This window comes from Streptomyces sp. NPDC059695, from assembly GCF_042733785.1.
Lineage (GTDB): Bacteria > Actinomycetota > Actinomycetes > Streptomycetales > Streptomycetaceae > Streptomyces.
In genome coordinates, this window is record NZ_JBHWFF010000003.1 from 204,282 (window position 1) to 218,325 (window position 14,044).

Below are 14,044 nucleotides of genomic sequence, written 5' to 3' on the forward strand. Positions count from 1 at the left end.
TTACGTGGCGCGGAACCGTCCTGGTTCGACCTCCGCGACCCGGCCCGCGCCGACCAATCGGCTCAGGTGTTGCGCCGCAGTTCGGCGCTCGACCGGCAGCACGTGGGCGCCTTCGACGTGAGAGCCGTAGACCAGGCGGCGATCGGCCATCTCGTCGACGGTCCGGGGTTCGGAGAGGAACGTCAGGAGGGTCGCGTCGCGCTTCGCCATCACGCCGGCGAATGCGTCGAGGCGCTCCGAGAACTCGGTGGCACCTTCGATCACGCCCCGCTGGTGGGCCGTGCCGTACCACCGGGCGTCGTTCGCCCTGCAGCGCCGCATGGACGCCTCGAAGTCGGTGAGGCTGCTGCCGACGTCCCCGTAATAGGGACCGAACGACGTCAGGTCGATGTCTGCCACGAAGAGGAATCCGTCCGGCTCGATCAGGAAACCGCAGTGGCCGGCCGTGTGGCCGGGCAGGTGCACGACCGTCACCGTGCGACCGCCGAGGTCGAACACGGTTCCGTCGGTGAACCCCGTCGCGTTGTTGCGGTCCCGGACGTGGAACTGGTCGCGGAGCATCGTCTCGGTCTGCTCAGTGGCTTCCGGTGGGAGGCCGTAGCCGGCGGCCATGACTCTGCGGGATCGCAGGGCGGCGAGGTCCTTCTCGTGGATACGGACGGGCACCTCGTAGCCGCCGAGGCCTGCGACGTGGTCCTCGTGTGCGTGGCTCACGAGGACTATGTCTGCGGGTGGTGCCGAGTCGACGAGCGACAGCGACGGGTCGATGACCAGTGTCTCGGCGCTGCCGCGTACGAGGATGGAGTTGGCGTACGGGTAGGCACCTCGCTCGGCGCCGATCAGTACGGTGACTCCGCCGAACTCCGCTTCTGTGTATCCCGTCGTGCGCAAAGTGGGCACTCCTTGTCCGCGAGTGGCGCAGTGATCGAAATGAGCAGGCGACCGGACCGCATGGCCGGCTGAGTCGCACCGAAGCGGTGGTACGCGTCGCGGTCGGATCGAGGCTGTCGGGCAAGGCCCTGCTTGAGGATCTTGCCGATCGACATCGTCCGCAGGACGGTCCGGAACCGCTGGCGCCCGCACCTGACGACACTCCACACCGATGCGTCGACGGGGCGACACGATGCCGTAGCGTCGGGCTCCGACCAGGTCGGCAGCCGCGTTTCCCGAGGAGTTCGTCTGTGTCCGAGAGGCGTAGCCGGAATCAGTGGCTCTCCGAGCGTCGCCGGTCGGCGGTGAGCGGCCTCATTGCGGTGGGCACGGCTGTGCTCCTCCTCGGCCTTGACCGCGGCTGGGCGCAGATGTCGGTGGCGGACGTGTGCGTCTTGCTGCTGCTTGCCTAGCTCTTCCCCTATCTCCTGATCACGGTGATCGCCTTCTCGACCGCCTCTCCCGAGCGCGTACGCAACTGGGCAGGCCGGGAGACACGGGGTACGTGGCTCCAGCGGTACGTGTACGGGACGGCCCCCGGACCGGGAGTCTCCCTCTTCATCGCTGCGGCGGCGCTTGTGGTGGCTGTGGTGTGGCGGCCCGGGCACATCGGCTCCTCGTTCGAACCGGTCGCTCGGGCGGTGGTGGCGCTCACCCTGGTCGCCGTCGCCTGGATCTGTGTCGCCGTGTCCTTCGCGGTCGCCTTCCAGGCCGACAATCTCCTGGAGGGTGAGCGGGCGCTGGAGGTCCCCGGCGAGGAGCCCCCGATCTGGAGCGACTACGTCTATTTCGCCTTCTCGGTCATGACGACGTTCGGTACGACCGACGTCACCGTGCTGTCCCGGGAGATGCGTCGGACGGTGACGGTCAACGCGTGCATCGCCTTCGTCTTCAACACCGTCACGGTGGCCAGCCTCGTCTCCGCTCTGGACAGCGTCTGACCAGCACCAGGCCTTGTTCTGGCGGCGCGCCACGCCCACTTCATGACCCCACTCGTGACGCTCTGTCAGGCCATGTCGGAACTCCCGTTCGCTGTGGGTGCGCTCACGGCCAGGGCTACTTGCGCCGAGCCCCGACGTTACGGCTGGAATGCCGATCTGAGGCCTTCCTGCATGGGCGACGGGCTGTTCCTCAGATCCGCTCCCACCACCCCAGTGTCAGAATGATGCCCTTCTTGACCGCACACTCGAACGTATGCCCCCTGAGGGAGAACGAGATTGAGGAAAGGGTCACCGATGTCGCCGTCGCCAGGACGATGGCCATGCCGATCTCCCAGGACATGAAGAACCCGAAGAGGAGGGTGGGTATGAGCATGATCAGGCTCCCCACACTTGCCTCACGGAGAACCCGGCTCCAGCTCGCCTTCTGCCACGACCGTGCTCTGCCGGAATATCCCTGAAGGGGGATGTGGCGGGTAGAGCCGCAGACGTCGTCGGTCATGAAGGTGCTCTCCCGAATGGTTTTTTGCTAGTGCTGCCGGCTGGCGGGGTCGCCCGTGGCGACCTGCGCGAGGGCGTAGAAGCTCTTCTGGCCCAGCCCCGCAGCCTCGGCCGTCTTGAGATTGCCCACGGCGGCCGCCAGCACATTCGCGTGGAAGCCGGCACCCCTCATGCCGTCGACGCAGGTCTCGCCTCCATGGGTGAACACCGAGAGCGTGGCCTGGTCCGTCGTGAAATCGCCGCTGCCGATCGCCGCCACGGCCTCCCCGGCCGCGTCCTTCAGCGCCGCGAGAACCTTGTCGGTGGCCTCGCCGAGGACATCACCCGGAACGCCCTGGCTCTGGGCATAGGCCACGGCGTCGACGTAGGCGGCCAGTGCGGCAACGTACACTCCGCCGACGATCGTGAGGTCGACCGCGCTCGCGGCCTGCACCTGGTCGGAGACGAACCGCATCGCCGGACCGAGTGCGGCGAGCAGCTTCTCGTGCTCCGCCCAGGCCTCGGGGCTCCCCGAGAAGAGCACGTAGCCGCGTTCGGTGCCGATGTCCTGGGGGAAGCAGAGGATCGCGGCGTCCAGGTAGGGGACGCCCTTCTCGACGGCCCATGAACCGGCGTTCTTCGACTCGTCCGTCGAACTCGTTCCCGTGTTGAGAAGTGTCTTGCCGTTCCAGTCCCCGACACACTCCAGGCTTTGGAGCACGGATTCGTAGGACGGGGCGCAGGTCAGGATCAGACGGGCGGACGCGACCGCCGTTTCAAGGTCCGCCTCGGCCTCGATTCCCGGCAGCTCGGCGGCCAGGGCCCGAGCGCGTGCCGTGTCCGGGTCGTACGCGGTCACCGTCCAACCGGACTGTGCCAACGCTCGGGCGATCGACGATCCCATGAGCCCGTTGCCGATCACCGCAACGTCACGCTCGGTGTGGTTAGTCATTCGTGTTCATCTCATTTCTGGACAGGCCCTGAGACGGGTTTGCGGCCGTTCGTGGCTGCCGAACGGCAGCGAGGGCGAGGACCTGAGAGCGATGCTGTGGTGACAGGGACCCGGAGGGGGCCTCTGTCGAGGTAAAACTCGAACTCGATTCGACTTTAATTTTTGGCTCGTGCGCGGTCAAGCCGGGATTGAGGTTGTGGCGTCAGCAGTGGTCCTGCTCCTGCGTGCCGCCGCCCTCGCGCGAGGGCGATCGACAGGTGCGGCTGATACGATCTCGAATTGTGTTCGAGAAAAAGTTGACAGCCCAGGCGGCGGCTCGTCCGGCTGTGCAGCGTCGCGGCATGGAACGGAGGCGGGCCATCCTGGACGCCGCCGAGGAGCTGCTCTGCGAGCAGGGCTATGAGGCGGCCACCCTGAAGGCGGTCGGTGAGCGGGCGGGCATCCCGATCGCCTCGATGTACCACTACTTCTCCGACCGGCACCAGGTCGACGCCGAGCTCCTGCGTCGACATCTGCAGGCGGTCGAGGAGCTCATCGCCACCGCCTTGGAACAGTCCGAGCTACCCACGCTGAGAGACGCCGCTGACGTCGTCATCGACCCGATGCGCGACTATTTCCGCGCCCATCGCAGCTGTGTCGAGCTGTGGTTCGCGGGTCGCAACGAGATGGTCAGCGACCTGGTGCGAGAATTCGACGCGGCGCAGGCTGACCGGCTCTGGCGCCTTCTTGTGGAGCGTGGGCTGCTGTCGGCCGACACTCCCCGGCTCGTCCTGCACCTCGCCTTCGAGGTGGGCAACCGTCTCTTCGACATCGCGTATCGGCAATCGCCGACTGGCGACGACGTCACGATCGACGAAGCGCGCCGCATGGTGACCGCGTACCTCGAGACCTACGCCGTCTGATCGGGCGATCCGCGTCACGCGAGCGAGTCGCGCCGCGTGACGACGGGGCGTGGCGGCTGTTTGTGCCCTCCGTTAGGGGCGTGTCGGGCTCCTTCTCGGCGTGCTCGCCGGCTCGGGCGACCCTCCGGCGGGGTGTCGCATGCCATGGCCGCCTCGATGTCGCCCAGCGGATCCGACCCATCGATGCGCTCGGTGCCCGCCGACGGCATCGTGACGGTCGCGTATCGGCAGGTGCGGTGTCGGTGGGTGACCAGGGCATCGCCAGGACCTGACCTCCCAGGTGCGAGGTCGAGGCGATGCCCTGGTCAGGGTCGAGCCGGGGGCGTCCCTGGCGCACCGACTCGACGACTTGGCGGCGCGATGAGCCCGCGAGTGCGGCACGTCATCGCATTCTCCGTCTTGCCGACGCCTTCGAGCGGGCGAGATCCCTGTCGCGGTCTGGCTCGAAGGCTGCGGCAAGACTCAATGTGGAATTGAGTTCGAGTTTAGTTCTAGGGCGGGATCCGTCAAGGTCCCGCCGGTCATGACTTCCACTGGACATGCTGCCCCGCCCCGCGAGCATCCCTGCCCCTCGCCCACCGTGCTCCAAGGCGCCCTCAAAGATCGTCCACGAGCAGGGCCTGCTCCGCCCAGATCACCTTCCCCTCGCGGCCGTGCCGTGTGCCCCAGCGCTTGGCGAACTGGGCGACGAGGAGCAGTCCGCGGCCGCCCTCGTCGTATGTACGGGCGCGTCGTAGGTGTGGGGCGGTGCTGTTGGCGTCGAAGACCTCGCAGGTCAGCGTGGACTGAAGGATCATCCGCAGTCGGATCGGGCTCTTGCCGTAGCGGATCGCGTTCGTCACGAGTTCACTGACGATGAGCTCGGTGGTGAAGGACAGCTCGTCGAGGCCCCAAGCGGTCAGCGTGTCGGAGGCGAAGCGGCGCGCCCCGGCCACGGCAGCCGGGTCCGAGGGGAGGTCGAGGGTTGCCACGTGGTCCGCGTCGAGCGACATGGTGCGGGCCACCAGGAGGGCGATGTCGTCGACGGGGCGCTGGGGCAACAGTGCGGCGATCAGTCGGTCGCAGACCTCGTCCGGTGACTCGGACTCCTGGGTGAGGACGTCGCGCAGCAGCTCGCGAGCGGTGTCGACGTCGCGTGTACGGCTCTGGATGAGGCCGTCGGTGAACAGGACCAGCAGGCTCCCCTCTGCCAGTTCGAACTGCACGGTCTCGAAGGGGAGTCCCCCCAGGCCCAGCGGCGGGCCGATCGGCATCTCCGGGAACTCGACGGACCGGGAGCCGGAGGTGTCGCCCTCGCGGTCCGGGGGAGTGGCCACGGCCGGCAGGACGTGTCCGGCGCTGGCCAGCGAACACACGCGGGAGACGGGGTCGTAGACCGCGTAAAGGCAGGTGGCGCTGGTCTCGCCCGCATCCTCCCCCTCCTCGTGCTGGAGGCGGATGACCACGTCGTCCAGGTGCGTGAGAAGTTCGTCGGGCATCAGGTCGATGTCGGCGAAGGCACGCACCGCCATGCGGAGGCGGCCCATCGTGGCGGCGGCGCGCAGTCCGCGTCCGACGACATCGCCCACGACGAGGGCCACTCGGGCTCCGGACAGAGGGATCACGTCGTACCAGTCGCCGCCCACGCCGGCGCGGGAGCCACTGGGCAGACAGCGTGAGGCCGCGACGACGGCGGACTGCTCCACCGTGTGCCGCGGCAGCAGGCTCCGCTGGAGGGTGAGCGCGGTGGAACGTTCGTTGGTGTACCGGCGGGCGTTGTCGATGGACACCGCCGCTCTGGCTGCGATCTCCTGGGCGAGGAGGAGATCGTCCTCGTCGAAGGGCGCGCTGCTTCCCGTACGGAAGAACTGGGCGAGGCCCAGTGTCTCCCCACGGGCCGCCAGGGGAAGCAGCATGGCCGAGTGGAACTCACCGCGCGGGTGGCCTCCGCTTGCGTCGTACGAGGCGTCGGTTGCCCCGACGCGGCGTAGTACGGGCGTGCCGGTCGCCAGTGCACGGGCCGGCTCCGATTCCGCCGGGTAGCTGTGTGTCCGTCCGGTCGGTACGGGGAACTCCGTGGTGCCGTCGTCCGGTACGGACCGCTGGGTGACGCGGCGGAGCGGTGACGGCTCCGACGGTGGCGACGCGTCCTCGTCGTCGAGGACAGAGGCGAGGAGGTCTACGGTGGTGAAGTCGGCGAAGCCTTCGCCGCCGACGTCCACCAGTTCCCGGCAGGTGCGGCCGATGTCGAGCGTGGTTCCGATGCGCCGGCCTGCCTCGTTGGCCAGGAGAAGCCGCCGCTGCAGCCGGCGGTCGCGTTCCTCCTGGTAGGCCGCGACGACGCCTACGGAACTGCGGTCGACGTACTCGAAGCCCGTCTTGATGAGCCGGACCGCCACGGCGTTGATCAGCTCCGGGTCGTCGGTGAACCGCGGTACCTCCGCCTGGATCAGCCGCAGCAGGCCGACGTGACCGAGCCGGTAGGCGCGCAGGAGGGTGCTGATCGGCACCCCGTTGCGGGCGAACCTCCGAGCGAGCTCGACGGACTGGGGCGGGGGCGCGGCCTCTGCCGCTTCCGAGCCGTGTTCGAGCACTGTCAGGAGCGCGGTGACGTGCCCGGCCGTCTCCTCGGACGCGAAAGCGGCGATGTCCTCGTACTGCCACAGCTCGGGAAGCTCGCTGCGGGGGAACCGCAAGACGGCGTCGACCGCCTCGTCCGTCCGTGGCCTGAGCTCCTGAGCCAGACGTCGGAGGAGCGCGTCGACATCGGTCCTCATAGTGGCATTGTCCGGAAAGGTGCGGCCGCCTGCCACCGGGTGAGGTGGCGGTCGGGGGGCGGGGGAAATTGACGGACCGCGATCAACCATGCGTAAACTCGAAATCGATTCGGCATCGGTTTCGATTGTACGGTCAGCCGTGCCTGCCTCTCCAGCACCCCGGCCCAACAGGTCGGCTGCGGGGGCCACCCGGACCAGCAACGCCCGACGCGGGCCACGGTGGGACCCGGGCCGTCACCCCACCCGCACCCTCGCTGCCCGGAGGCTTCCGTGCGCTTCCCTTTCGTTCAGGCTCCGCCCGGCGGTCCGCCCGCACCGACACGCGACGCCGACGGTGCCGCGCGGCGCGTCCGGCGAGCATTCCTGGTCGCCAACGCAGTGCCCCTCGCCACAGGTGTCGTCCTGTCCTGCTCCACAACCCTTTCCGGGACCCACGTGTACGGGCGGCTCACGCTCGGCCTCATGGGGGGAATCCTGCAACTCGGTGTCTTCCTCGCTGCCGTGGGGTGGTACGAGGACCGGTCGACGTGGCTGTGCGATCCCGCCGAGCAGCCCCTGGCTTCCGGCCGGCCCCACGCCGGTCCTTTGAGTACGTCCTCCACGCGAGAGTCCGGGCGGTGACCCGGTGACGACTCCGCTCCTCCTGAGTTCGGGCGTACTCGACCCCGTCGGCTCGGCCGCCCGGGCTTCCGTGATCAGTGCCTTCCTGGTCTTCATCGGCCTGTGCCTGCTGTGGGTCTTCACCCTCGCGAGCCAGGACGACCGTCCGGAGAACCTCTACGTTGCCGACCGGTCCCTCTCGCCGGTCTTCAACGGCTTCGCCCTGGCAGGTGAGTTCATCACGGTCGTCGCCCTGTTCGCGATCTCGGGGGCGATCGCCCTCTTCGGTTACGACGGGTTCGCCTCTGCCGTCGACAGCGTCCTCGCGCTCGGTGCGCTGCTCCTCCTCGCGGGGAGGATCCGTGCCGGCGGGCACTACACGCTCGGCGGCCTGTTCTCCCTGCGCGCGTCGGGCCGGGGACCGCGCACGGCGGCAGCAGTGGTGACGCTCGTCATCACGATCCCCCTGCTCATCGTCCAGCTACGGGCCGCCGGCATCAGCGCGGCCCTCCTGCTCGGCATGTCGAGCAACGCGGCCCAGGTGCTCTGCACGGTGCTGATGGGTTGCCTCGTCGCCTGCTTCGCGGGGGTGGCGGACCTGAGGGGCACCAGCTTCGTGCAGGTCGTCAAGGTACCCGTCACGCTGGTGACGCTCGCGGTGGTCGCCCTGCTCGCCCTGCGAAAGTTCTCGTGGAGTCCGGGCGCCCTGCTCTCGGCCGCGGTGGAACAGAGCACGGATCCGGACGCGTATCTGAGCAGGGGGCTCTGGGCGCACACGGCGGGCCTCGGCCCTGTGAACACGATCAGTGACCACGTCGTCGTCCTCGGCACGGCGATGATGACCCACCTGATCCTCCGTGTCGCCGCCGCGCGGAACGGGTGGTGCGCACGCCGGTCCACGAGCATCGCGGTGGGTCTCACGAGTGCCTTCTACCTCCTCCTGATCACGGTGGGATTCGCGGCGGCGGCCGTGGTCGGCAGCGAGGTGATCGGTGGGGTCGACGCGAACGGTCAGGGGGCCCCGATCCTGCTCGCATCCGGCGTCCTCGATCGGGCGTCGACGGCACGCGTGGTCCTCATCACCGTGATGGCGTGCCTCGCCTTCCTCGCCGTGCTGACAGCGGTGACCAGCGTGACCTTCGCCGCCGCCGTCTCCCTCACACGTGACGTCATCGTCAGGAACGGCCGCCCCCTCACGGATCAGGGCGAGATCCGGGCTCTTCGCTCGGTCGTCGTCGCCCTTTGTGTGGGCGGGCTGGCGCTGTCCGTCGCCGTCAGCCAGTACCCCGTCGAGTTCTTGGTCACCTTCTCGCTGAGCGTCGCGGCGACGTGCGTCTTCCCTGCGCTCGTCTACTCCTTCTACTGGCCGGGGTTCAACCGCCGAGGGCTGTCGTGGTCGGTTTACGGCGGGCTGTTCCTCTGCACGGTCCTCACGTTCTGCTCACCCGTGGTCTCCGGCACCGACTACGCACTGTGGCCGGAAGCGGCGTTCGACTGGTACCCCTTCCACACTCCCGGTCTGTTCTCCGTCCCGGTGGCCTTCCTCCTCGGATGGCTCGGCAGCAGGAGGCCGTCCCGGCGGGAGGAGGGGGATTCTCGAAATCCCGGTCACGACCGGGTGGAGGCAGAGAGAACCGGGTGGTGATCGGTTCGCCGGCCGTGCCCGTTCTCACATAAGAGGCGGCGGACTGCCGGGCGCCGGGTCCGGTCACCTCGGACCGCACCGCTGCTCCGACGGCGCGTCGCCGACGCAGGCGGTCGCGGCGCCCCGGCCGACGCAGCAGGTCCTGACAGCGCCTTCCGCCGGTCCCGGCCGGCGACGAAGCCTGTCGACTCGTCATCGGCCCCGGCCCGTCGGTGACAGTCGTGCACACATGCGGAAGGGGCCCCGCGGACCGGCCGATAGGAACGGCAGTCCCGAGGCCCCCTCTGCCCCATGGCCCGGTCAGGTCACCGGAGCCGCGCCGCGTCGGGCGTTCCGCCGGCTTCCGTTGATCCGGTCGTTGATCCGGTCGACAGTCCAGATGGTCCGCAGTCCTGGAGCCCCCATCATCACGGGGCGTCCGAACTTGGGCTTCTTCATCCAGAGGGTTTTCAGGTCCTCGTGCTGTTCTCCGTCCACGATGTGGTCGGCGATGAGCGAGCCGAGGTACGGCGCCTGGGCCAGGCCGTGGCCGTTGCAGGCGACCGAGTAGAAGACGTTGTCGTCGATGTTGCCGGCGAGCGGAAGCCACGACGTCGTGATCCCGATCCATCCGCCCCAGGCGCGCGCTGCTGCGACGTCGGCCAGCGCGGGGAAGCGGGTCTCGAAGCCGCGTGCGAGGTCGGCGACGACTGCCTCGTCCGGCTTCCTCAGGGGAAGCGGGTAGCTCTTCCCCCGCTGGATCCGACGCACGCCGAACACGATGGTGTTGCGCGAGGTGAGCCGGTAGTTCTCCATGAAGTTGTGCTGGGTGACCACTCCCGAACGGCTGGTCCAGCCGAGTGCTGCCAGCCGCGCGGGGTCGATGGGCTCGGTCTCCACCTCGGTGACCCAGATGGGTACGGACAGTCGTTTCGGAGTGATCGCCAGCTCGCCGCCGAAGGCGTTCGTGGCGAGCACGAGCTTGTTCGCGCGCACCTCACCACCGGGTGTCATGACGGTGATGTGATGGCCGTCCCGCGTGATGTCGGTGACCCTCGTGCGCTCGAAGACCCGGGCACGCGACGAGAGGACGGCGCGGCGGATGCCCAGGCTGAACTTGCCGGGGTTCATCATCCCGCCGACGGACTCGCGAAAACCGCCGAGGAATCCGCGGGGGATGCCCAGCTCCGCACTCGTGCCGAGCTCGACCTTCCCGCCGGCCTTCCGCAGGATCTTGGTCACGCGACGCACGCGGCCCATTTGCCCACGGGACACGGCGGCGCAGACGTTGCCGGTGGCCTCGTAGTCGCAGTCGATGTCCAGCCGTTCGATCAGGTGCTCCACGAAGTGCGCGGAGTTCTCGGCGAACCGGACGATGCCGGGGAACTTCCTGGGGTAGAGGATGTTCAGGAACTGGATGTCGCCGCCCGGGGCACCTGCCAGCTGCCCTGCATTGCGCGAAGCGGAGCCGTGGCCGCAGAACTCGGCTTCCAACAGCACCACGTCCTGGCCGCGCTCGGCCAGGCGCAGCGCCGTCGACATCCCGGCCAGTCCGCCGCCCACGACCGCCACCTCACAGGTGATGTCCTCTTGCAGGGCGGGCTGGACGTTGCTGGGAGGGTCGACCCATCCACTGAAGTTGGTGTACTCGACGTTGTCCGTCTTCATCACACGTTCCTTGCTTCGTGTTGTCAGTGGCAGAGGCTCGACTTCAGGCCAGCCGGCGCTTGAGGATCTTTCCGCTGCCGGTCATCGGCAGGCTCGACACGATCTCGACGATGCGGGGGTACTTGTAGGAGGCCATCCGTTCCCTGCCCCAGGCGATGAGCTCGTCGGCGATGAGGGAGGCGTCCTTCTCGAGGATCACGAACGCCTTGACCTCCTCACCATGGCTGTCGTGCGGGACGCCGATGACCGCCGCGAGGCTCACCGCGGGATGGGTGTGAAGCACCTCCTCGATCTCGCGGGGGTAGACGTTGAAACCGCCGCGGATGATGAGGTCCTTCGCCCGATCGACGATGTAGTAGAAGCCGTCCTCGTCGCGTCGCGCGAGGTCCCCGGTGCGGAACCATCCGTCGCGGATCGCCTCGGCCGTCGCCTCCGGGCGGTTGTAGTAGCCCTTCATGACGTTGTGGCCCCTGATCGCGATCTCGCCGACTTCTCCGGCCTCGGTGACCTCCGTCCAGTCCGGTCGGATCAGCTTCAGCTCCACACCCCAGATCGGGACGCCGATCGAGCCCGGTCGGGACGCGAACCGGGGGTCGCTGAACGTGGCGACGGGCGATGTCTCGGACAGCCCGTACCCTTCGAGCACGGTGACGCCGAGGCGCTGCTCGACCCGGTTGATGATCTCGACCGGCAGGGCCGCCCCACCGGAGATGCCGATCCGCAGGTTGCCGGCGATCCGACGGACGTCGACGTCGTCGGTGAGGGCGTTGAGCAGCCCCCACCACATGGTCGGAACACCCGCGAAGAACGTGATGTCCTCGCGGCTCATGAGCTCGACCACCTCACGGGCGGCGAAGCGCGGCACGAGGTGCAAGGTCGCCGCGACCGAGAACCCGGCGTGCATCTGCACCGTCGCGCCGAAGGTGTGGAACAGGGGAAGGCACACCACGTGGCTGTCGGCGGCCGGTTCGTTGCGGAACAACCGGTTGCTGGCCAGCACGTTCATCATCGTGTTCGCGTGGGAGAGCTCCGCTCCCTTGGCCTGTCCCGTCGTTCCCGACGTGTAGAGGATGACCGCGGTGTCGGTCGGCTCCCTGACCACCGACTCGAACACGGTGCTCATACCGGCGAGTGCCTGACCGAGCGTCTCCGTACCGGCGATCGGGCTGGGAGATTCCTGGTCGGCGGTGATGACGAAGAAGTGCTCGACCGTCTTCGCCTCGAGGTAGCCGGCATGACCCTCTGCGGCCATGGCGAGCTCCGGGGTTCCTTCGAAGCAGAAGTACGCCGAGACGTCCGCGTCGCCCAGGTGGTAGGCGATCTCGCGGCCCTTGAGCAGCACGTTGAGCGGGACCACGACGGCACCCGCCTTGAGCACGCCGTAGTAGACGATGGGGAAGGAGGGCAGATTGGGGCAGCTGAGGGCGACCTTGTCACCGGGGCGGATGCCCCGGGACACCAGCAGGTTGGCGACCTGGTTCGCCGCCGCGTCGACCTGGCGGTAGGTCAGCCGGGTCGGGCCGAGCACGAGCGCGTCCCGGTCCGGGAACGTGCGGGCGGAGTCTTCGAGGAGGATCGAGAGGTTCAGCAAGGTGGTTCTCCAGCGGCTCTGGGTTGGTCATCGGGTGATCTCGACGGCTGAGTCGAAGACGTCAGCCCTCAGCCGCTGCGTCGTTCACCCGTGTCCCGAACACGACAGCGGCGCGATTCACAGCGGAAGGTCCGGCGAGTCGACTCCGACCACCCGGTCACCGCAGAACACGCGCACCGACTCGGCGGGGCCGTGACCGCCGAGGCCGGACGGTCCCCAGAAGCTCTGCGCGGAATCGTCGCCGAGGTCGGCGAGCTTGGCGCCGTTGACCCGCACCTCGCCGGACAGCACGCGCGAGCCGACCTCGATCGCGCGTTCCGTGTCCCCGCCGAACACATAGGCATCGAGTCCCGACGGGTGGGCGTTCGCGATGCGCAGCGCCTCCTCGTCGGAATCGACGGCGTGCAGGGACACCACGGGACCGAACAGCTCCGCAGTGGCTTTCGCCGGGTCGGCCCCGGCGGCGACGGTCGGCGAGAGGAAGAACCCGTCGAGCTCGGGCAGCCGGGCCGGCTGGTGGACGCTCGCCCCCAGGGCGCGCAGTCCTTCGATCCGGCTCTCCAGCGTCGCGAAGTGCGGTGCGTTCGAGATCGGACCGAGCTCGGCGCTCTCGTCGAGCGAATGACCGATCACGATCTTGGAGATGCGCTCGGTCAGCGCTTCGAGCAGCGGCCCCACCAGGCTGCTGTGGGCGAGCACCTTGCCCGGCCCCTCACACCACTGGCCGTTCAGCTTGGTCATGCCCTCGAAGATTCCGTCGGCGGCGACCTCGACGTCGGCGTCGTCGAGGACGAGCGCGGGGTTGTTGCCGCCGAGCTCCAATTGCAGGACCTTGAAGTCCTCCGCGGCGGCCCGGGCGATCGCCCGGCCGGCGGCCGGACCACCGGTGAACGACAGGACCTTGATGCGCGGGTCACCGGTCAGTGCGGCACCCACGTCGCCCCGGCCGTGTACGAGCTGCAGCGCACCGCTGGGCAGCCCGGCTTCGACGAAGCACTCGACGACGATCTGCGCGCTGCCCGGGGCGTGCTCCGACGGCTTCAGGATCACCGGGCAGCCCGCCGCGACCGCGCTCACGACCTTCGCCGCGGGAATGAAGCTCGGGCCGTTCCAGGGCGTGAGGATCGCGGCCGGCCCCCACGGGACCTTGTACAGGCGGACATCGCGGCCGCCCGCCGCCAGAGCGCGCACCCGGGGGATGTTCAGCAGGTCCGCTGCCGTCGCCCGGATCCTGGCGGGCAGGAACTCCGCCACCATCCGGGTGACGCCGATCGGCACACCGCTGGTCAGGGCATCCGTACGGGCGATGTCCTCGACTCGGGTCTCGATGAGCGCGGCGACGCGTTCGAGCACGTCGGCGCGCTCCTGGCGGGCCTCGTCGTCCCACCGGCCGACGCTGTACACGCGTTCGGCGTGCTGCAGCGCCCGCTCGACGTCCTCGGATCCGGTCGTGACCGTGCGGTGCACCGGTTCCCGGGTGTTGGGGTCGACGTTCCATTCGCCCTGGATCGTCTCGCAGTCGCTCCAGGCGTCCGCGATGTAGTTCACCGGCTGGGGAATCGTCGTCTCGCCGCTCGACATGTGAGTCACCTCTGCATCCGTT

Annotated in this window: 9 protein-coding genes and 1 pseudogene; 3 read left to right on the forward strand and 7 right to left on the reverse strand. The window is 68.6% G+C overall.

Annotated features, from left to right (window positions below; translation table 11 throughout):
* Window positions 1–891, reverse strand: coding sequence for an MBL fold metallo-hydrolase (locus ACFV2S_RS06175; RefSeq protein WP_385554692.1), 891 nt, complete (start codon window positions 889–891; stop codon window positions 1–3).
* A 290-nt stretch (window positions 892–1,181) separates the two neighbouring features.
* On the opposite strand from ACFV2S_RS06175, the pseudogene ACFV2S_RS06180 reads away from it, so the two are divergent.
* Window positions 1,182–1,871, forward strand: a pseudogene (locus ACFV2S_RS06180) (DUF1345 domain-containing protein).
* 190 nt (window positions 1,872–2,061) lie between these two features.
* On the opposite strand, the gene ACFV2S_RS06185 reads toward ACFV2S_RS06180, so the two are convergent.
* The gene (locus ACFV2S_RS06185; RefSeq protein ID WP_385554694.1) at window positions 2,062–2,370 is read right to left on the reverse strand and encodes a hypothetical protein; all 309 of its coding nucleotides are present in this window, start codon (window positions 2,368–2,370) and stop codon (window positions 2,062–2,064) included.
* A gap of 27 nt (window positions 2,371–2,397) precedes the next feature.
* Window positions 2,398–3,300, reverse strand: coding sequence for an FAD-dependent oxidoreductase (locus ACFV2S_RS06190; protein WP_385554696.1), 903 nt, complete (start codon window positions 3,298–3,300; stop codon window positions 2,398–2,400).
* 281 nt (window positions 3,301–3,581) lie between these two features.
* On the opposite strand from ACFV2S_RS06190, the gene ACFV2S_RS06195 reads away from it, so the two are divergent.
* Window positions 3,582–4,202, forward strand: coding sequence for a TetR/AcrR family transcriptional regulator (locus ACFV2S_RS06195; RefSeq protein ID WP_369148102.1), 621 nt, complete (start codon window positions 3,582–3,584; stop codon window positions 4,200–4,202).
* A 596-nt stretch (window positions 4,203–4,798) separates the two neighbouring features.
* Here ACFV2S_RS06195 and ACFV2S_RS06200 read toward each other — a convergent pair.
* Complete coding sequence (locus ACFV2S_RS06200; protein ID WP_385554698.1) at window positions 4,799–6,958, reverse strand: SpoIIE family protein phosphatase; 2,160 nt, start codon at window positions 6,956–6,958, stop codon at window positions 4,799–4,801.
* 625 nt (window positions 6,959–7,583) lie between these two features.
* On the opposite strand from ACFV2S_RS06200, the gene ACFV2S_RS06205 reads away from it, so the two are divergent.
* Window positions 7,584–9,203, forward strand: a complete 1,620-nt coding sequence (locus ACFV2S_RS06205) for a transporter (RefSeq protein ID WP_385554700.1) — start codon at window positions 7,584–7,586, stop codon at window positions 9,201–9,203.
* A 300-nt stretch (window positions 9,204–9,503) separates the two neighbouring features.
* Here the strand turns inward: ACFV2S_RS06205 and ACFV2S_RS06210 are convergent, their stop codons facing one another.
* The 3 genes from ACFV2S_RS06210 to ACFV2S_RS06220 all read right to left on the reverse strand — a co-directional run bounded on the left by ACFV2S_RS06210 (window position 9,504) and on the right by ACFV2S_RS06220 (window position 14,022).
* Window positions 9,504–10,850, reverse strand: coding sequence for an NAD(P)/FAD-dependent oxidoreductase (locus ACFV2S_RS06210; RefSeq protein ID WP_385554702.1), 1,347 nt, complete (start codon window positions 10,848–10,850; stop codon window positions 9,504–9,506).
* 43 nt (window positions 10,851–10,893) lie between these two features.
* Window positions 10,894–12,441, reverse strand: a complete 1,548-nt coding sequence (locus ACFV2S_RS06215) for a long-chain fatty acid--CoA ligase (RefSeq protein ID WP_385554704.1) — start codon at window positions 12,439–12,441, stop codon at window positions 10,894–10,896.
* Window positions 12,442–12,558: 117 nt separating this feature from the next.
* A complete protein-coding gene (locus tag ACFV2S_RS06220) occupies window positions 12,559–14,022 on the reverse strand; it encodes an aldehyde dehydrogenase family protein (protein ID WP_385554706.1) in 1,464 nt (487 codons plus the stop codon).
* Between the last annotated feature and the right edge of the window lie 22 nt (window positions 14,023–14,044).

Bases quoted from the DNA above. Each gene is read 5' to 3' on its own strand.
- ACFV2S_RS06210 (WP_385554702.1), bottom strand. From the start codon at position 10,850: ATGAAGACGGACAACGTCGAGTACACCAACTTCAGTGGATGGGTCGAC.
- ACFV2S_RS06190 (WP_385554696.1), bottom strand. From the start codon at position 3,300: ATGACTAACCACACCGAGCGTGACGTTGCGGTGATCGGCAACGGGCTC.
- ACFV2S_RS06220 (WP_385554706.1), bottom strand. From the start codon at position 14,022: ATGTCGAGCGGCGAGACGACGATTCCCCAGCCGGTGAACTACATCGCG.
- ACFV2S_RS06200 (WP_385554698.1), bottom strand. From the start codon at position 6,958: ATGAGGACCGATGTCGACGCGCTCCTCCGACGTCTGGCTCAGGAGCTC.
- ACFV2S_RS06185 (WP_385554694.1), bottom strand. From the start codon at position 2,370: ATGACCGACGACGTCTGCGGCTCTACCCGCCACATCCCCCTTCAGGGA.